Consider the following 18,112-nt stretch of genomic DNA (forward strand, 5'->3'; position numbering starts at 1 on the left):
GCTCAGTGGCCGCGCTTGATCCACTCCTCCAGGTGCGGGGCCTCGTCGCCGATGGTGGTGGGGTCGCCGTGTCCGGTGCGGACGACGGTGTGCGGGGGCAGGGACAGCAGCCGGTCGCGGATCGAGCCGACGAGGGTCGGGAAGTCCGAGAAGGACCTGCCGGTGGCGCCTGGGCCGCCCTGGAAGAGGGTGTCCCCGGTGAAGACCGTCTCCAGGGCGGGTGCGTGCAGGCAGACCCCGCCGGGTGCGTGACCCGGTGTGTGCAGCACCGTCAGGTCCACTCCCGCGATGGTCAGAACCTGCCCGTCGGCCAGTTCGCGGTCCGGCGGGGTGCCGGGGTGGGTCTGCTTCCACAGCGGCAGGTCGTCCGGGTGCAGATGGATCAGGGCACCCGTACGGGCCGCGAGGGCGGGTGCCGCGTCGATGTGGTCGTTGTGCGCGTGGGTGCAGACGATCGCGCGCAGGGTGCGGTCGCCGAGGGCTTCGATGATGGCGTCGGCGTCGTGGGCGGCGTCGATGACCAGCGCTTCGTCGTCGTCGCCGACGATCCAGACGTTGTTGTCGACGTCCCAGGTGCCGCCGTCGAGCGAGAAGGTGCCCGAGGTGACGAGGTGGTCGATGCGGGCCGTCATCAGAGCGTCACCACCGAGCGCAGGACGTCGCCCGCGTGCATCCGCTCGAATGCCTGCTCCACGCCGTCGATGCCGATGGTCTCGGTGACGAAGGCGCCGAGGTCGATGCGGCCCTGCTGGTGCAGGTCGACGAGCATCGGGAAGTCGCGGGACGGCAGGCAGTCGCCGTACCAGGAGGACTTGAGGGCGCCGCCGCGGCCGAAGACGTCCAGGAGGGGGAGGTCCAGGGTCATCTCGGGGGTGGGGACGCCGACCAGGACGACGGTGCCGGCCAGGTCGCGGGCGTAGAACGCCTGCTTGTAGGTCTCGGGGCGGCCGACCGCCTCGATGACGACGTCGGCGCCGAAGCCGCCGGTCATCTCCCGGATGGCTTCGACGGGGTCGGTGGTGCGGGAGTTGACGGTGTGGGTGGCGCCCATGGAGCGGGCGGTCGCCAGCTTCCGGTCGTCGACGTCCACCGCGATGATCTTCGCGGCGCCGGCCAGCCGGGCGCCGACCACGGCCGCGTCGCCGACGCCGCCGCAGCCGATGACCGCCACGCTGTCGCCGCGGCCGACGTTGCCGGTGTTGATGGCGGCACCGATGCCGGCCATCACGCCGCAGCCCAGCAGGCCGGCGACGGCGGGTGAGACCTCCGGGTCGACCTTGGTGCACTGCCCGGCGGCGACCAGCGTCTTGTCGGCGAACGCGCCGATGCCGAGGGCCGGGCTCAGCTCCGTGCCGTCCTTCAGCGTCATCTTCTGCTTCGCGTTGTGGGTGTCGAAGCAGTACTGCGGACGGCCCCGCAGACAGGCCCGGCACTGCCCGCACACCGCGCGCCAGTTGAGGACGACGAAGTCACCTGGCGCGACGTCCGTGACACCCGCGCCGACCGACTCCACCACACCCGCGGCCTCGTGGCCGAGCAGGAAGGGGAACTCGTCGTTGATGCCGCCCTGCTTGTAGTGCAGGTCGGTGTGGCACACCCCGCACGCCTGGATCGCCACCACGGCCTCGCCAGGACCCGGGTCCGGGACCAGGATCGTCTCCAGCCGGACCGGCTCGTTCTTCCCTGGCGCAATGACGCCGCGCACTTCCTGTGCCATCGGTACAGCCCCTCTCAAAAGATCACGTACGGGACCACTGTGGCGTACCGCCACCGAGCCGCGCCACACCGTACGCGCGCGGCGGCCCCGCGCGCGAGATCACGGCGGTGATCACAGCCGTATCCATGATCCCCGTCTCCGGGCCGCGGTCACCAGCGCGGCACGGCGGGGGTGACCCAGGCGGGGTCGGCGACGCGCATCGCGGCGGCGTCGTCGCGGGAGCGCAGCCCGCCGTCGTCGGCCAGCCAGCGGCGGTGCAGCGCGGCCAGCCGGTCGCGGTCGACGGTGACGCCGAGCCCCGGCGCGTCGGACACGTCGAGCCCGCCGTCGCGGAAGGCGAGCCGCTCGGTGAGGACGTCTTCGGACTGCCACGGGTAGTGGGTGTCGCAGGCGTGGCCGAGGGTCGGGACGGTCGCGGCGACGTGGGTCATGGCGGCGAGGCTGATGCCCAGGTGGGTGTTGGAGTGCATGGACAGGCCGACGCCGAAGGTGCGGCAGAGCGCGGCGAGTTCGCGGGTGGCGCGCAGCCCGCCCCAGTAGTGGTGGTCGCAGAGCACGATCTGCACGGCGCGGCGCGCGAAGGCCGTCTCGATCTCGTCGAACGTCGTCACGCACATGTTGGTGGCCAGCGGGAGGACGCGGCCACCGTGCCGGGCGTCGCGGAGCGCGGCGGCCACCTCGGCCATCCGGGCGGTGCCGCTCGCCGGGTCCTCCAGGTATTCCAGGACGTCGTGCAGCTCGGCGGCGACCGCAAGCGAGGTCCGTACGCTCCAGGCGCCGTTGGGGTCGAGCCGCAGCGGCTGCCCCGGGAACGCGGCGGCCAGCGCCCGGACGGCCGCGATCTCCTCACCGGGTGCGAAGACGCCGCCCTTGAGCTTGAAGGAGGCGAAGCCGTAGGTGTCGGCGAAGCGGCGGGCCTGGGCGACGATGCCCGCCGGGTCCAGCGCCGCGCCCCAGTCGTCGGGCTCGCCGCGGCCCTCCGGGTGGTGCGCCCAGCGGTAGAAGAGGTAGGCGCTGTAGTCGACGCGGTCGCGGACCTTGCCGCCGAGCAGCGCGTGGACGGGGAGCCCGGCCGCGTGGCCCCAGGCGTCCAGGCAGGCGACCTCGAAGCCGGAGAGCACGGAGAGCCGGAGCTTGTCCGCGGTCTGCACGCCGCGCAGCCCGCCGGCGTCGACCGCTGCGGCGTCGGTGGCGGCGGGCGACGCACCGCAGACCCGGGCGGCGAGCGCGGGCAGCGCGTTCAGGTCGGTGACCCGGCGGCCGGTCAGCGCGGCGGCCAACGGGCGGGCCAGATCGAGGTAAGCGGTGTCGCCGTAGGTCTCGCCGAACCCGGTGGCGCCGCCCGCGGTGACCACCTCGATGATCAGCCGCGGGGTGTACGGCTGGTGCACGCCCTGGGTGTTCAGCAGCGGCGGGTCGGCGACCAGGATCGGGGTGAGGCGGACTTCGGTGATGGTCAGGCCCGTGGCGTCGGTGGCAGCCGGGCGCGTGGCGTCGGTGGTGACCAAGGTGACGCTCCTGTCTCCATATGAAGATGACCTTCATGGATGCAGCTGGAGGCTAGGAGCGCGGCACCCGGCCGTCAATACCGCCCAACGCCACGCGGCGGCCGGGGAGTTAGCTCCGTACGAGCGCCGTCGCCAGCAGTTCGGCGGCGCCGGCCAGCAGCGGCTCGTCCACCGGTGCCTCGGCATCGGGGCGGGTGGTCAGGACGGCCAGCACGAGCGGCGCGCCGTCCGGTGTCCAGGCGATGCCCACGTCGTGGGCGGTGCCGTAGTCGCCGGTGCCGGTCTTGTCGGCGACCGTCCAGTCGCTGGGGAGCCCGGCGCGGAGGCGCGCACCGCCGGTGGTGTTGGCGCGCAGCCAGCCGGTCAGCCGCCTGCGGTCGCCGCGGGTCAGCGCGCTGCCGAGGGTCAGCTTCGCGTAGGTACCCGCGATGGCCGCCGGGCTGGTGAGGTCCGTGGTGCGCCAGGGTTCGGCGGAGTTCAGCTCGGGCTCCCAGCGGTCGAGCCGGGTGACCCGGTCGCCGATCGAGCGGCAGAAGCGGGTGACGGCCGTGGGGCCGCCCAGCTCGCGGAGCATGAGGTTGGCCGCGGCGTTGTCGCTGTATTCGAGGGCGGCTGCGCACAGTTCGGCGACGGTCATGCCGTGCGCGAGGTGCTCAGGCGTGCCGGTGACGGGCGCGTGGCCGGCGTCGGCGACGTCCTGTTCGGTGTACCGGATGCGCCGGGCGAGGAATTCGCCGTTCCGGTCGAGGTCTCTCAGGATGGCGGCAGCGGCGGCCGTCTTGAACACCGAGCAGACCGGAAAGGTCTCGTCCGCGCGGTAGCGCACGGTGGCGCCGGTGACCGTGTGCCGTGCGAACACCCCGAGCCTGGCGCCGTGTTGCCGTTCCAGGTCGCGCAGTGCCCGCACGGTGCCCTCGTCGGCGCGCGGGGTGGCCGCCTGCGCGGGGCCGCCCATCGACACGGCGGCGAGCGCAGCCCCGGCGCCCAGGGCGATGACGGTGCGGCGGTCCGGACCGGTTTCGAAGGCCCTCATCAGCACTTTCCCCTCTCTGTTGTGGCTCCCGCGCGCGGTAACCCTTTACCAACCGTTGAATCTTCGCGCGTAGAACCGGCGTTGAGCCTCTGTTAAACCTACGGGAGTCCCCTGCTCAGACTCCCTGAAGGAGCCGCGTCATGCCCCTCCCCGTCCTCTCCCGCCGTGCCCGCGTCGGCGCCGCGACGGTTGCCGCCCTCGTCGCCGGGACCGCGGTGTTCGGCGTGGGCCAGGCCACCGCCGAGCACGCGGTGCCCCGCACCGACAAGGAGATCCCGAACCTCACGCAGGTCCAGGACCAGATCAAGGCGTACTACGGCGACACGGTGACCGCGGACGGCGAGCACTACGCGTCCCCGCACAGCAACTACGCGCGCCAGGTCCGCGGCATCGAGGCGAAGGCCCGCAGCTACCTGACCCGCGCGCTCGACCGGCAGCACGGCCACACCGCGCAGCCCGCCGACGCGAAGACCGGCAAGCACGCCAAGAAGCCCGCGATCGTCCTCGACATGGACGACACCACCCTGCTGACCTACAACTACGAGCTCCAGGTCGGCTTCCACCACACCGAGGAAGCCCAGGACAAGTACCTCGAATCGACCGACATGGACCCGGTCTTCGGCATGGACCGGCTGGTCAACTGGGCGCACGCACGGGGCGCCGAGGTCTTCTTCCTCACCGGCCGCAAGGAGGCGCAGCGGGACTGGAGCGTGCGCAACCTCAAGAACGTCGGCTACGGCGTCCCGCTGGACCGCTCGCACGTCTACCTGAAGGACAAGGAGCACCCGCCGGCGTACCTGCCCTGCGGTGCCACCTGCTCGACCGTCGAGTTCAAGTCGGGCACCCGCAAGCACATCGAGTCCCTCGGCTACCGCATCGTCGCCAACTTCGGGGACCAGTACAGCGACCTGCGCGGCGGCGCGTCCGACCGCACCTTCAAGCTGCCGAACCCGATGTACTACCTGCCGTAAGCCCTGTCCCCGCCCGGTCACCCGCCCGCTCAGTGCCGTCGGGTGGCCGCGCGGGCCGGGCCTTCGGGTACCCGCCGGACGGAGCGCTGCCAGGCCGCGGCGATCTCGGCGGGATAGCGCCGGGCGCTGCGGGTGAGGGTGACCCCTGTGGTGAGTTCGGCGACGTCGTTGACCTGGAAGCGGGCCGGTGTCCCGTCGCTCAGCGCGCCCCAGCTCTTCGCGCCCTGCCGCAGCAGCCGGGTGCCGTAGCCGCTGAGGTTGCGCAGCCGCAGGCCGTCCTCGTCGACGGTGGCCACCACGTGCCGGCGGCTGACCCGGCGCAGCAGCGGGTCGGGCAGCAGCCCGTACAGCGTGATGCCGCCCTCGCCCGGTGCGCGGCCCAGGACGACGGTGGTGCCCGCGTCGAGGGTGAAGCGGTGCACGCAGGCGTCGTCGACCAGCAGCTTGAGCTGGCTGACGGCGGTGCGCGGGCCGTCGTCGACGAGCGGGGTGCGGTGCAGCTCGCACAGCGGCACGTCGCGGCGCACGTACGGCAGCCGTACGGCGGTGCCGCGGCGGGTGTCGTAGAGCGTGCAGCCGCGTTCGGGGCAGCGCCAGGAGCGCTTGACGATCTCCGTCATCGGGCGGCGGTCCCGGCCCTTGAGGAGGCCGTGCGCCTTGAGGTCGGACTCCTCCAGCTTCCGCGAGTTGTCCGCGGCGCTGCGGACGCCCATGTCGCGCTCGTGCAGGGCGACGGCGCGGTCCGGCGCGGGCCGCATGCCGAGGAACTGCCCGGTGTCGCCCTGGATCCAGGGGTGGACGAGCCGGAAGTCCTTGAAGTCGTCGTCGGAGACGACCGGCAGGCCGGTGACGTCGGCCAGCGCGAGCAGCGGTTCGTCGGCGTCGTCCGCCTCCTCCACCAGGCCCTGTTCGATCCAGTCCGCCAGCAGCCAGGGCTCGTCGGGGCCCGGGTACTCGTGCACGCCGTGACGCAGGCTGCGGTCGGCGATGGCGTACACCCGGACCTCGCGGTCGCTGGTGCGCCGCGCCAGCGCCTCGACGACCAGCCGCAGGCGGTCCAGGGAACGCCCGTGGCGAGGGCCGACGCGGCTGTTGCGGACGACGTCGGAGAGGTCGATCAGCGCGTCGGCGTCCTGCGGGGTGGGGGCGAGGTGGCGGGCGAGGAACGCGAGGCGGTGGTCGGGGCTTTGGGGCATCGGAGAACTCTCCCGGTCCGAGGGCGGGTGGCCGCTACTGCTTCTTCCAGACCGTCAGGCGGCCGGAGACGTCGGGCAGATCGCCGTCATGGGTCGGCGTGACCTTCGTGACCTTCAGCATGGCGAGGTTGTCCTTGTCGGTCACGGTGCACAGCAGGGTGCCGACGGGGATGGTCTCCTCGAACTCCTGGTAGTCGACGGAGCCGGGCAGTGCGTCGGACTGCGAGCCCTCCAGGCACTTCTCGGGGCTCTCGCCGGCCCCCTTGCCGAACGGGGTCTGGAACTCCCAGCGGTCCTTGAGGACGCTGCCGATGATGATCTCGTCCTTGTCGTAGTCGACGGTGCGGGAGTTCACCCGCGGGATGTCCAGATCGACTCCCGCGTCGTCGGAGTCCCGCGGCGAGCGCAGCTCGAACGGACGGTCCTTGACCAGCGTCGTGTAGGCGGGGCGCGCGGGCCCGGTCGGGTCCTTGACCGGCTTGCCGCCGCCGGTCGCCGTCGGGCCTGGCGTGGGACCGCCCGTCGGGTCAGGACCCGGGGCGGGCTTGTCGCCCGGCAGTATCGCCTTGACGGCGAAGGTCCCCGCCACCAGCAGGACGGCAGCGGCCACGCCCATCAGGACCTTGCGGCGGAGACCGCCGGTGAACCGGGCGGGCGCGGACGGCGGCGGTACGGCGCCCTCATGCGGGCCCGTACCCGGAGCAGCGGGTGCGGGGCCGTGGCCGGAGCCGGTTCCCGTGCCGTACGACGGACCCGTGCCGTACCCCGTACCGGGCGACGGCGGGACGCTCCCTGCCGGGCGGCTCACCGGGCCCCACGGCGGCAGGGTGCCGCGCGCGGCTTCCGGCTCCGGCTCGATCACCGGCTCCCACAGGCTCTCCACCGCACGCGCCCGCCGTCCGACGGCCGCGTCGAGCGGCGCGGGCAGCCATCCTTCCGCGTCCCGCAGTGGCCGCCCGGCGCCGCGCTCGCACAGCTCGACGGCCTCGTCCGCGGTGATCCGGGCGGCCGGGTCCACGGTCAGGCACCGGTGCAGCAGCGGTCGCAGCTCCTCGGGGTAGCCGGACAGGTCGGGCGGGTGCTCCGCGCTGTTGGCGATCTTCGTGGCCACGGTCATCCAGCCGCCCTCGCCGTACGGATGCCGCCCGGTCGCCGCGACCGCCGCGATCAGGCCGAGCGAGAAGAAGTCGCCCGCGTATCCCACCGCTTCGCCGAGCGCGTGCTCGGGCGACATGAAGTGCGGGGTGCCGATCCGCCCGCCGACGCTGGTCAGCTGGGTGGCGTCGGTGGCGCGGGCGATGCCGAAGTCGATGACGTACGGACCGGACGCGGCGAGCATGATGTTGCTGGGCTTGAGATCGCGGTGCACGACATCGGCCGCGTGGATCGCCGCGAGCGCCCGCGCCGTGCGGCCCACCAGATGGAAGGCGGCGGGCAGCGGCAGCGGCCCGAACTCCGCGAGCGCCGTGTCCAGCGGGATACCGGGGACGAACTCCGATATCGATGACGACCTCCCGTGATACTGCCGCGACGTCCCGGCGGCACGGTGCCCGGATCCCCGGCGTCCGGCCTCCGCCGCCCACGGCAGATGCCCCCGCACACCGCCGTCCATCACAGCACATCGCCGGCGGAAGATCCCACCGGTTCCCACGATCAACGGCGGTGAAGTGCCGCCCCTTCAGCGCCTCTTGGGGACCGGCACCCGCATCAGGTCACGGGCGACGGTGAGTTCGCCGGTGAACCCGGCCTCCCGCGCCTGCCGTTCGAACTCGCCGGGGTCGGTGTAGCGCTGCGAGAAGTGCGTCAGGACCAGATGCCGCACACCGGCCCGCACCGCCACGGCGGCGGCCTGTCCCGCCGTCAGGTGGCCGTGATCGGTGGCGAGTTGCACGTCCTCATCAAGGAACGTCGACTCGATCACCAGCATGTCGGCCCCGTCGGCGAGCGCGTGCACGCCGTCGCACAGCCGGGTGTCCATCACGAAGGCGAACCGCTGGCCGCGCCGCATCTCGCTCACCTCGTCGAGCGTCACGCCGTGCAGCTCACCCGCCCGCTGGAGCCGCCCGACGTCAGGGCCCGCGATGCCGCGCTCCGCCAGCAGCTCGGGCAGCATCCGCCGGGCGTCGGGCTCCACCAGCCGGTACCCGTACGACTCGACGGGGTGCGAGAGCCGGTGCGCCTCAAGGACGTACGCGGCCGAGCGCTCAAGCTCGCCGTCGGTGGCCACCGGCCGCTCCACCAGACGGACCGTCTCGCGGTACGCGGTGGAGTAGCGCAGCCGGTCGAAGAAGTGCTGCCCGCTGGCCGGGTAGTGGGCGGTGACGGGATGCGGCACCCGGTCGAGGTTGATCCGCTGGATCACCCCGGCGAGGCCCAGCGAATGGTCACCGTGGAAGTGCGTCACGCAGATCCGGTTGAGGTCGTGCGCCGCGACCCCGGCGCGCAGCATCTGCCGCTGGGTGCCTTCGCCGGGGTCGAACAGCAGCCCCTGGCCGTCCCACCGCAGCAGGTAGCCGTTGTGGTTGCGGTGCCGGGTCGGCACCTGGCTCGCGGTGCCGAGGACGACCAGTTCGCGTACGGACAACTCGGTTCCCCGGCCCCGTCAGACCAGGCGCTGGAGGTCGCGGCCACCCAGCACGTGCGCATGGGCGTGGAAGACCGTCTGCCCCGCGCCGGGACCGGTGTTGAACACGATGCGGTAGCCGGTCGCGTCGACCTTCTCGTCACCGGCCACCCGGCCCGCCTCGCGCAGCACATCACCGGCGATGGCCGGCTCAGCCGCCGCCAGTTCCAGGGCGTTCGCGTAGTGGACCTTGGGGATCACCAGGACATGGGTCGGCGCCTGGGGATTGATGTCGCGGAAGGCGACGGTGGTCTCGGACTCCCGGACGATGGTCGCCGGCACCTCCCCCGCCACGATCTTGCAGAACAGGCAGTCGGCCTGCGGTTCTCCCGCCACCGGTGGACTCCTCCCGGGTCTTCGCCCGCCGTCGGCGCCGGACGGACCGTTTCGGGCCGCGTCGTGGCCGCACCGGGTCGCGTCACGGCGTACGCGGCAGGCGCCGTACGCACCGTGCGTACGCACTCGGATGCTACCGGGCCGGTCGGGCGCCCTTTGTGTCCTAGGCTGGCCCCGAAGACCGCATATCGCCCACAACCGGGAGTTAGTGCACCATGGCAACCACGCGCACCGCCAAGACCCACTGGGAAGGCAACCTCCTGGAGGGCAAGGGCACCGTCGCCCTGGAATCCTCCAAGGTCGGCACGTACGACGTGAACTGGCCGGCCCGCTCGGAGCAGCCGAACGGCGTCACCAGTCCTGAAGAGCTGATCGCCGCCGCCCACTCCTCCTGCTACTCGATGGCCTTCTCGCACGGCCTGGCGGGCAAGGGCCACACCGTCGAGGCCGTCGACACCCAGGCCGACGTGACGTTCCAGCCGGGTGAGGGCATCACCGGCATCGCACTGACCGTCAGGGCCCGCGTCCCCGGCCTGTCGGAGGCGGACTTCCAGGCCGCGGCCCAGGACGCCAAGGCCAACTGCCCGGTGAGCCAGGCGCTGGCCGGCGTCAAGAACATCACCATCGACGCGCAGCTGATCTGACCCGCGCAGGGGTGAACTACGGTGCGCCGACGGGCCCTTGGGCCGGTCGGCGCACCTTTTACGCGGCGGCGGATCAGCTCCAGCGGCCGGTGCGCCCCAGCAGCAGCGCGGTGGCCGCGGTACCCGCCGTGGAGGTGCGCAGGACGGTCGGGCCCAGGCGGTAGGGCCGGGCGCCCGCGTCGGCGAACGCGGCCAGCTCATCAGGCGCCACACCGCCCTCGGGGCCGACGACGAGCACGATGCTGCCGGTGGCCGGCAGCGCGGCGGTGGCCAGCGGGGCGCTGCCCTCCTCGTGCAGCACGGCGGCGAGGTCCGCCTGCGCGAGCAGCTCCGCGACCTGCCGGGTCGTGCAGGGCTCCGCGACCTCGGGGAAGGCCAGCCGGCGCGACTGCTTGCCGGCCTCGCGAGCCGTGGCCCGCCACTTCGCCAGCGACTTCGCGGCCCGCTCACCCTTCCACTGGGTGACACAACGCGACGCCGACCAGGGGACGATGGCGTCCACGCCAGTCTCCGTCATGGTCTCCACGGCCAACTCGCCGCGGTCGCCCTTGGGCAGCGCCTGCACGACGGTGATCCGCACCGCAGGCTCCGGCTCACGGCGCAGCTCGGTCACCGCGACCGTCAGCCGGTCCTTGCCCTCGACGGCGGCGACCGTGCCCCCGGCGCCCGACCCGGCGCCGTCCGTCAGCACGACCTCCTCGCCGACCCGCAGCCGCCGCACCGACACCGCGTGCCGCCCCTCGGGGCCCGTCAGCGTCAGCGTGCCGCCGGGCCGCATGTCCGCGAGGGACTCCACCAGAAAGACCGGGGCCGTCACGCCGCGTCCCCCGCGCCGTCCCGGTCCAACCCGCCGCGCGCCGCGTCCAGTTCGGACATCAGCAGCTCCACCAGCTCGCCGGCCGGCAGCTCCCGCGCCATCCGGTGGCCCTGCCCGGCCCACAGCGCCATGCCCTGCGCGTCCCCCGCCTTCGCGGCGGCCTTGCGCAGCCCCGAGGTGAGCTGGTGGACGGCCGGGTAGGCGGCCGGCGCGTACGGTCCGTGCTCCCGCAGGAAGCGGTTGGCCAGGCCGCGGGCCGGGCGGCCGGTGAACGCCCGGGTCAGCTCGGTGCGGGTGAACAGCGGATTGGTCAGCGCCCGCTTGTGCAGCTCGTGCGCGCCGGACTCCGGGGTGATCAGGAAGGCGGTGCCGAGCTGCACCAGGGTGGCACCCGCGGTCAGCGCGGCGGCGATCTGCGCCCCGCGCATCAGCCCGCCCGCCGCGACGACGGGAATCTGCACGGCCTCGCGGACCTGCGCGATCAGCGAGAGCAGCCCGATACCGGCGCCCGTACCGTCCGCCTGCGGGTCATCGCGGTGGGTGCCCTGGTGGCCGCCGGCCTCAATGCCCTGGACGCAGACCGCGTCCGCGCCCGACCACTGCGCGGCCTGCGCCTCGGCGGGGGTGGTGACGGTGACGATGGTGTACGTGCCGACCGCAGCGAACGCGTCCAGCACGGCGCGCGAGGGGCAGCCGAAGACGAAGGAGACGACCGGCACCGGATCCTCGCGCAGAATCGCCAGCTTGGCCTCGAAGCCGTCGTCGGAGCCGCCGCACGCGTCGACCTCACCGAGCGGCGTCTCGTACCAGGTGGCCTCACCGGCGAGCTGGTCGCGGTAGACGTCGACGGCCGCGGTGTCGGCGAGCGGCGGCTGCGGCATGAAGAGGTTCACGCCGAAGGGCCTGCCGGTCAGCCCGCGCAGCCGTTTGATCTCCTGGTACATGCCGTCGGCGGTTTTGTAGCCGGCGGCGAGGAAACCGAGGCCGCCGGCGTCACTGACGGCGGCGGCCAACTCAGGCCGGGAGACGCCGCCGGCCATCGGGGCCTGCACGATCGGATGGCGGCAGAAATCGGTCAGCGCGGTGGACATGACCACATCGTGCCACGCCCACCGCGCCGCTCCGCACCGGGTCGGGCACACACCGTGCCCCGACCCCACAAGCCGTTGGCCTACCGCCCGTTGGCTGTGCCTGTCCGGGGGCAACCCCCGGCACACGCGCCTACCGCCCGTTGAACGCATCCTTCAACCGCGAGAAGAGTCCTTGCTGTCCGGGTTGGCTGTGCCTGTCCGGGGGACAACCCCCGGACCCCCGGCACACGCGCCTACCGCCCGTTGAACGCATCCTTCAACCGCGAGAAGAGTCCTTGCTGTCCGGGTTGAAACTGGCCCGTGGGGCGCTCTTCACCACGGAGCTTGGCCAGCCGCCGCAGCAGCTCTTCCTGCTCGGCGTCGAGCTTGGAGGGTGTCAGCACCTCGACGTGGACGATCAGGTCACCACGGCCGCCGCCGCGCAGATGCGTCACGCCCCGCTGGTGCAGCGGGATCGACTGGCCGGACTGGGTACCGGGCCGTACGTCGATCTCCTCCATCCCGTCCAGCGTCTCCAGCGGACACTTGGTGCCCAGGGACGCCGCGGTCATCGGGATGGTGACCGTGCAGTGCAGGTCGTCACCGCGCCGCTGGAAGACGGAGTGGGCCAGCTCGTGGATCTCGACGTAGAGGTCGCCGGCCGGGCCGCCGCCGGGACCGACCTCGCCCTCGCCCGCGAGCTGGATCCGGGTGCCGTTGTCGACACCCGCCGGGATCTTCACGGTGAGGGTGCGACGCGAGCGGATCCGCCCGTCGCCCGCACACTCGGGGCACGGCGTCGGCACGACCGTGCCGAAGCCCTGGCACTGCGGGCACGGCCTCGACGTCATGACCTGGCCGAGGAAAGAGCGGGTGACCTGCGAGACCTCACCGCGACCGCGGCACATGTCGCAGGTCTGCGCCGAGGTGCCTGGCGCCGCGCCCTCGCCGGTGCACGTGGTGCACACGATGGCGGTGTCGACCTGGATGTCCTTGGTCGTGCCGAAGGCCGCTTCGTTCAGCTCGATGTCGAGCCGGATCATCGCATCCTGGCCGCGCCGGGTCCGCGAGCGCGGGCCGCGCTGCGAGGAGGCACCGAAGAACGCGTCCATGATGTCGGAGAAGTTGCCGAAGCCCGCGCCGAAGCCGCCGGCCCCGCCACCGCCGCCCGCCTGCGAGAGTGGGTCGCCGCCGAGGTCGTAGACCTGCTTCTTCTGCGGGTCCGACAGCACCTCGTAAGCGGCGTTGATCTCCTTGAACCGCTCCTGGGTCTTCGGATCCGGGTTCACATCCGGGTGCAGCTCACGGGCCAGCCGCCGGAAAGCCTTCTTGATCTGGTCCTGCGAGGCGTCGCGGCTGACACCGAGGACCGTGTAATAGTCCGTGGCCACTTACGACTCCGCCAGGATCTGTCCGACGTAACGTGCCACTGCGCGTACCGCTCCCATCGTTCCGGGGTAGTCCATGCGGGTCGGTCCGACCACGCCGAGTTTGGCGACTGCCTCGTCGCCCGAACCGTAGCCGACCGCGACCACCGATGTGGCCGCCAGCCCTTCGTGGGCATTCTCATGCCCGATACGTACGGTCATGCCCGAGTCTTTGGCCTCCCCGAGCAGCTTGAGCAGCACCACGTGCTCCTCAAGGGCTTCCAGCACCGGCCGGATGGTCAGTGGGAAATCGTGCCCGAAGCGCGTGAGATTGGCGGTCCCGCCGATCACCAGACGCTCCTCGGTCTCCTCCACCAAAGTCTCCAGCAGCACCGAGAGCACCGTCGAGACGGTACCGCGGTCCTCCTGCTCGAAGGAGTCCGGAAGATCCTGCACCAATTGCGGCACATCCGCGAACCGGCGGCCCACCACCCGGCTGTTGAGCCGGGCCCGCAGATCGGCGAGGGACGCCTCGCCGAACGGCGCCTGGCAGTCGATCAGCCGCTGCTCGACCCGCCCGGTGTCCGTGATCAGGACGAGCATCAGCCGCGCGGGCGCCAGCGACAGCAGCTCCACGTGCCGGACCGTCGACCGGGTCAGCGAGGGGTACTGCACGACCGCGACCTGCCGGGTCAGCTGCGCGAGGAGCCGGACCGTGCGGCCCACCACGTCGTCGAGGTCGACCGCGCCGTCCAGGAAATTCTGGATGGCCCGGCGCTCCGGGCTGGACAGCGGCTTGACGCCGGCCAGCTTGTCGACGAACAGGCGGTAGCCCTTGTCGGTGGGGATCCGGCCCGCGCTGGTGTGCGGCTGGGCGATGAATCCCTCGTCCTCCAGGAAAGCCATGTCGTTGCGGACCGTCGCCGGGGAGACGCCCAGCTGATGGCGCTCGGTCAGCGCCTTCGAGCCGACCGGCTCCTCGGTGCCGACGTAGTCCTGGACGATGGCACGCAGCACCTCAAGCCTGCGTTCACTGAGCATGGCGCACACCTCCAGTCCTGCCGTCCGGGCCGCCGCGTCCGCCTGGCACTCACCCGGGTCGAGTGCCAAACACCGCTCCAGTGTACGGCCGGGTAGCACGGCCGGGGCAAGGGCGCCCGCCCGGAACACCGACCGCGGCCCCTGATCCGCCGGGCAACGCTATCGCGATACCGATAGCGTCTCGGCATGCGCACGACTTGGGAAGAGGCCGGGTGGGAACGGCTCGGTGAGCACATCGCCAGACGCCGGATGCCGGGCTGGGACGAGACCGTCGGCGTCATCGCGGGGACCGAAGGCGTCCTGCTCGTGGACACCGGCGCGACCCTGCGCGACGGCGCCGCGCTGCGCCGCTCCGTCCGCGCGGTGCTCGGCCGTGACGTGACACATCTCGCGCTGACCCATCCGCACTTCGACCACGTCCTGGGCGCCGCCGCCTTCGCCGGGGTGCAGGTGTTCGCCGCGGCGGGGATGGACGAGCTGCTGGCGCACGGCGGCGACGCCCTGCGGCTCGACGCGGTGCGGCACGGCGTGGACCCGGACGCGGCGGCGGACGCCGCCGACCTGCTGGTGCGCCCGCACCATCTCGTGCACGGCGAGCTGACCGTGGACCTCGGTGGCCGGCAGGTGCTGCTCGCCAACGTCGGCCCCGGCCACACCGCGCACGACCTGGCGGTACTCGCCGCTGACCGGCCCGGCGCCCCCGAAGTCGTCTTCTGCGGCGACCTGGTCGAGGAGTCCGGCGAACCGTCCGCGGGACCGGACGCGCTGGTGCGGCAGTGGCCCGCCGCCCTGGACCGGCTGCTGGCCCTGGGCGGCGATGACGCGGTGTACGTACCGGGGCACGGCGCTGTCGTGGATGCCCGTTTCGTCCGTGAGCAGCGCAACACGCTCGCCGCCCGTTTCGGCGTGTCCCCCGCCTGACCGGCGCCGTCCCCGTATCTTCCGCACCGCTCGCCGCGATGCCGGTACCTCCGCACCGCCCTCCCGTGCCCACCGGGCGCCCCGCGCCTTCGTCACAGAACAGGTCCCGAGACCCCATGCAGAGCAAGCGCTACAGCTCCGACCTCACCCCGCCCTGGAAGAAGCAGCGCCCCGCCCCCGAGGTGCCGGCCGAACCCGATCTGGTGGTCGAGGAGGTCACCACGGGCTTCTGCGGCGCGGTGATCCGCTGCGAGAAGTCGGCGCAGGGCCCGACGGTCACCCTGGAGGACCGCTTCGGCAAGCACCGCGTCTTCCCGATGGAGCCGCGCGGCTTCCTCCTGGAGGGCAAGGTCGTCACCCTCGTACGCCCCGCGGGCCGTCCCGCGCCGAGCGCTCCGGCCCGTACGGCGTCCGGCTCGGTCGTGGTCCCCGGCGCCCGCGCCCGGGTCGCGCGGGCCGGCCGCATCTACGTGGAGGGCCGGCACGACGCGGAGCTGGTGGAGCGGGTGTGGGGCGACGACCTGCGCATCGAGGGGGTCGTCGTGGAGTACCTGGAGGGCATCGACGACCTCCCGGCGATCGTCCGTTCCTTCTCCCCAGGACCCGACGCCAGGCTCGGCGTCCTCGTCGACCATCTCGTGCCCGGCTCGAAGGAGTCCCGGATCGCGGCGGCGGTGACGGATGCGGACACCCTGGTCGTCGGGCACCCCTACATCGACGTCTGGGAGGCCGTGAAGCCGTCGTCCGTCGGCATCCCCGGCTGGCCGTCCGTGCCGCGCGGCCAGGACTGGAAGACGGGGGTCTGCCGGGCCCTGGGCTGGCCGGAGAACACCGGCGCGGCCTGGCAGCGGATCCTGTCCGGCGTCCACTCCTACCGCGACCTCGAACCCGCGCTCCTCGGGCGGGTGGAGGAGCTGATCGACTTCGTTACGGGCGGCGGTGCGGCCTGACGCCCTTGTACGTGCCAAATTCACTGGTGTCCAGCTCGGCGTCGAGCATGGGCAGCGGAAGGGGCTCACCGAACTTCGTGATCTGCTGTGCCCGATAGTCCGCCTCATCCCCAGCACCGACAGGCTGAGTGAGCAGAACACAATGGGCAACGATGGGGTCGATGATCAAGTACGCAGGCACCGCGCCCGCGGCATAGATCGAGCGCTTGATTCCGTAGTCATGGTCGACGCTGGTCTTGGAAACCACCTCGATGACCGTCGTGATCACCCCACACGGGATCGGCCCCGACTCCGGACGAGCCGCGCGTGCCAGCACCACTAGATCCGGGATGGGCTCACTTGCCTCGAACGGGAGCGTGACGTCCTGTGTCTGGAGCCGCATCCATGCGCGCCTGGGGATCTGGTCCTGAACCGACTCGACGATCTCGTTGTGCACGAGGTCGGGCGTCGCCATCATCACGATGTTCCCCCTGAGCAGCTCAACCTTGACGCCCTCGGGAACCTCAAGGTTCTCGAAGAACTCCGTCATCCGGCGTTCATCCACAGCGGTCATCTCCATGGCCTCCGCTTTCCCGTCGCCGTGTGTACGGCACAGGCTAAGAACAGCCTAGGCAGGGCCGCAGGCCGATCACATCGGTTCACTCATTCGAGTATCAGTCCACCAAATCCCTGACCACCGCATCCGCCAACAATCGCCCCCGCAGCGTCAGAACGGCCCGCCCCTCCCCGTACGGCCCCGCCTCCAGCAGCCCATCGGCCAGCGCTCGCTCCGCCGCCCGCGCCCCCTGCGGCGCGAGTATGTCCAGCGGGCAGCCGTCGGAGAGCCGCAGTTCCAGCAGGATGCGCTCCACCCGCCGGTCCTCTGCCGGCAGGATTTCGCGCCCGGCGCCCGGGGAGCGGCCTTCGGCGAGTGCCTGGGCGTAGGCGCCGGGGTGCTTGACGTTCCACCAGCGGACGCCGCCGACGTGGCTGTGGGCGCCGGGGCCCGCGCCCCACCAGTCGGCGCCGGTCCAGTACAGCTCGTTGTGGCGGCAGCGGGCGGCGTCCGTGGTGGCCCAGTTGGAGACCTCGTACCAGCGGAAGCCGGCCGCGGCGAGGCGTTCGTCGGCGATCAGGTAGCGGTCGGCGTGCACGTCGTCGTCGGTCATCGGGACCTCGCCGCGGCGGATCCGGCGGGCCAGCTGGGTGCCTTCCTCGACGATCAGGGCGTACGCGGAGACGTGGTCGGGTCCTGCGGCGAGCGCGGCGTCCAGGGTGGCGCGCCAGTCGTCGTCGCTCTCGCCCGGGGTGCCGTAGATCAGGTCGAGGTTGACGTGTTCGAAACCGGCCGCGCGGGCCTCCGCGACGCATGCCTCGGGGCGTCCGGGGGTGTGCGTGCGGTCGAGGATCTTCAGGACGTGCTGCCGGGCGCTCTGCATACCGAAGGAGACGCGGTTGAAGCCGCCGTCGCGCAGCTCGGCGAGGTAGCGCGGGTCGACGGATTCCGGGTTGGCCTCGGTGGTGATCTCGGCGTGCGGGGCGAGGCCGAATTCCTCGCGGATGGCGGCGAGCATCGTGGCGAGGTCGGCGGCGGGCAGCAGGGTCGGGGTGCCGCCGCCGACGAAGACCGTCTCGACCCGGCGCGGGTCGTCGCCCAGCACCTTGCGGGCCAGCCGGATCTCCTCGACGACGTGGTCGGCGTAGTTGTCGCGGGAGGCCAGGGCGCCGCCGGAGCCGCGCAGCTCGCTCGCGGTGTAGGTGTTGAAGTCGCAGTATCCGCAGCGGGTCGCGCAGTACGGCACGTGCAGGTAGAAGCCGAGGGGACGGTCGGCGGCGGTGGCCAGCGCGTGGCCGGGCAGCGCCCCGTCATCGGGCATCGGCTCACCGTCGGGCAGTGCGGAAGGCATGGGGTCCATTGTCCGTCATGCGCGGGCGGGGT

18 protein-coding genes are annotated in these 18,112 nt (G+C 72.3%); 4 read left to right on the forward strand and 14 right to left on the reverse strand.

Annotated features, from left to right (window positions below; all coding sequences use genetic code 11):
• Nucleotides 1-2: 2 nt before the first annotated feature.
• The 4 genes from ACGFNI_RS03660 to bla form a co-directional block, all read right to left on the reverse strand.
• The gene (locus tag ACGFNI_RS03660; RefSeq protein WP_393680196.1) at nucleotides 3-632 is read right to left on the reverse strand and encodes an MBL fold metallo-hydrolase; all 630 of its coding nucleotides are present in this window, start codon (nucleotides 630-632) and stop codon (nucleotides 3-5) included.
• Nucleotides 632-1,717, reverse strand: coding sequence for an S-(hydroxymethyl)mycothiol dehydrogenase (locus tag ACGFNI_RS03665; protein ID WP_393680198.1), 1,086 nt, complete (start codon nucleotides 1,715-1,717; stop codon nucleotides 632-634). Before ACGFNI_RS03665 ends, ACGFNI_RS03660 begins: the two co-directional genes overlap by 1 nt.
• Nucleotides 1,718-1,866: 149 nt before the next feature.
• On the reverse strand, nucleotides 1,867-3,225 hold the full coding sequence (locus ACGFNI_RS03670; RefSeq protein WP_393680200.1) for an enolase C-terminal domain-like protein: 1,359 nt from the start codon (nucleotides 3,223-3,225) through the stop codon (nucleotides 1,867-1,869).
• Between the two features lie 109 nt (nucleotides 3,226-3,334).
• Nucleotides 3,335-4,258, reverse strand: a complete 924-nt coding sequence (gene bla, locus ACGFNI_RS03675; RefSeq protein ID WP_393680201.1) for a class A beta-lactamase — start codon at nucleotides 4,256-4,258, stop codon at nucleotides 3,335-3,337.
• Between the two features lie 140 nt (nucleotides 4,259-4,398).
• Between bla and ACGFNI_RS03680 the strand changes: the two genes are divergently transcribed.
• Nucleotides 4,399-5,229 (forward strand): HAD family acid phosphatase, encoded by an 831-nt coding sequence (locus tag ACGFNI_RS03680; protein WP_393680203.1) that lies wholly within the window; start codon nucleotides 4,399-4,401, stop codon nucleotides 5,227-5,229.
• Nucleotides 5,230-5,258: 29 nt separating this feature from the next.
• Here ACGFNI_RS03680 and ACGFNI_RS03685 read toward each other — a convergent pair whose 3' ends face one another.
• From ACGFNI_RS03685 to ACGFNI_RS03700, 4 genes are all read right to left on the reverse strand, one after another.
• Entirely contained in the window at nucleotides 5,259-6,425 is a 1,167-nt protein-coding gene (locus ACGFNI_RS03685; protein WP_393680205.1) for an FHA domain-containing protein, read from the reverse strand.
• A 34-nt stretch (nucleotides 6,426-6,459) separates the two neighbouring features.
• Entirely contained in the window at nucleotides 6,460-8,037 is a 1,578-nt protein-coding gene (locus ACGFNI_RS03690) for a serine/threonine protein kinase (protein ID WP_393680207.1), read from the reverse strand.
• A gap of 66 nt (nucleotides 8,038-8,103) precedes the next feature.
• A complete protein-coding gene (locus ACGFNI_RS03695; RefSeq protein ID WP_393680209.1) occupies nucleotides 8,104-9,009 on the reverse strand; it encodes a ribonuclease Z in 906 nt (301 codons plus the stop codon).
• A gap of 18 nt (nucleotides 9,010-9,027) precedes the next feature.
• Entirely contained in the window at nucleotides 9,028-9,384 is a 357-nt protein-coding gene (locus ACGFNI_RS03700) for a histidine triad nucleotide-binding protein (protein ID WP_393680211.1), read from the reverse strand.
• Nucleotides 9,385-9,599: 215 nt separating this feature from the next.
• Between ACGFNI_RS03700 and ACGFNI_RS03705 the strand changes: the two genes are divergently transcribed.
• Complete coding sequence (locus ACGFNI_RS03705; RefSeq protein WP_393680212.1) at nucleotides 9,600-10,028, forward strand: OsmC family peroxiredoxin; 429 nt, start codon at nucleotides 9,600-9,602, stop codon at nucleotides 10,026-10,028.
• A gap of 73 nt (nucleotides 10,029-10,101) precedes the next feature.
• Here the strand turns inward: ACGFNI_RS03705 and ACGFNI_RS03710 are convergent, their stop codons facing one another.
• The 4 genes from ACGFNI_RS03710 to hrcA all read right to left on the reverse strand — a co-directional run bounded on the left by ACGFNI_RS03710 (nucleotide 10,102) and on the right by hrcA (nucleotide 14,323).
• Nucleotides 10,102-10,845: a 16S rRNA (uracil(1498)-N(3))-methyltransferase gene (locus tag ACGFNI_RS03710; protein WP_393680214.1), complete on the reverse strand. Its 744-nt coding sequence runs from the start codon at nucleotides 10,843-10,845 to the stop codon at nucleotides 10,102-10,104.
• Nucleotides 10,842-11,936: a nitronate monooxygenase gene (locus ACGFNI_RS03715; protein WP_393680216.1), complete on the reverse strand. Its 1,095-nt coding sequence runs from the start codon at nucleotides 11,934-11,936 to the stop codon at nucleotides 10,842-10,844. The genes ACGFNI_RS03710 and ACGFNI_RS03715 overlap by 4 nt, the downstream gene beginning before the upstream one ends.
• 233 nt (nucleotides 11,937-12,169) lie before the next feature.
• Nucleotides 12,170-13,306: a molecular chaperone DnaJ gene (gene dnaJ / locus ACGFNI_RS03720; RefSeq protein WP_393680218.1), complete on the reverse strand. Its 1,137-nt coding sequence runs from the start codon at nucleotides 13,304-13,306 to the stop codon at nucleotides 12,170-12,172.
• Nucleotides 13,307-14,323: a heat-inducible transcriptional repressor HrcA gene (gene hrcA / locus ACGFNI_RS03725; RefSeq protein WP_393680352.1), complete on the reverse strand. Its 1,017-nt coding sequence runs from the start codon at nucleotides 14,321-14,323 to the stop codon at nucleotides 13,307-13,309.
• A gap of 186 nt (nucleotides 14,324-14,509) precedes the next feature.
• Here hrcA and ACGFNI_RS03730 point away from each other — a divergent pair, with 186 nt between their 5' ends.
• Together ACGFNI_RS03730 and ACGFNI_RS03735 are read left to right on the forward strand one after the other, a co-directional pair.
• The gene (locus tag ACGFNI_RS03730; protein ID WP_393680219.1) at nucleotides 14,510-15,244 is read left to right on the forward strand and encodes an MBL fold metallo-hydrolase; all 735 of its coding nucleotides are present in this window, start codon (nucleotides 14,510-14,512) and stop codon (nucleotides 15,242-15,244) included.
• Nucleotides 15,245-15,360: 116 nt separating this feature from the next.
• A complete protein-coding gene (locus ACGFNI_RS03735; RefSeq protein WP_393680221.1) occupies nucleotides 15,361-16,194 on the forward strand; it encodes a DUF3097 domain-containing protein in 834 nt (277 codons plus the stop codon).
• Here ACGFNI_RS03735 and ACGFNI_RS03740 read toward each other — a convergent pair.
• Together ACGFNI_RS03740 and hemW are read right to left on the reverse strand one after the other, a co-directional pair.
• Entirely contained in the window at nucleotides 16,172-16,747 is a 576-nt protein-coding gene (locus ACGFNI_RS03740) for a Uma2 family endonuclease (RefSeq protein WP_393680223.1), read from the reverse strand. The two genes, ACGFNI_RS03735 and ACGFNI_RS03740, sit on opposite strands and share 23 nt — an antisense overlap.
• 100 nt (nucleotides 16,748-16,847) lie before the next feature.
• A complete protein-coding gene (hemW, locus tag ACGFNI_RS03745) occupies nucleotides 16,848-18,080 on the reverse strand; it encodes a radical SAM family heme chaperone HemW (RefSeq protein WP_393680225.1) in 1,233 nt (410 codons plus the stop codon).
• Nucleotides 18,081-18,112: the final 32 nt, after the last annotated feature.

It is taken from the genome of Streptomyces sp. NPDC048644 (genome assembly GCF_043199105.1).
Lineage (GTDB): Bacteria > Actinomycetota > Actinomycetes > Streptomycetales > Streptomycetaceae > Streptomyces.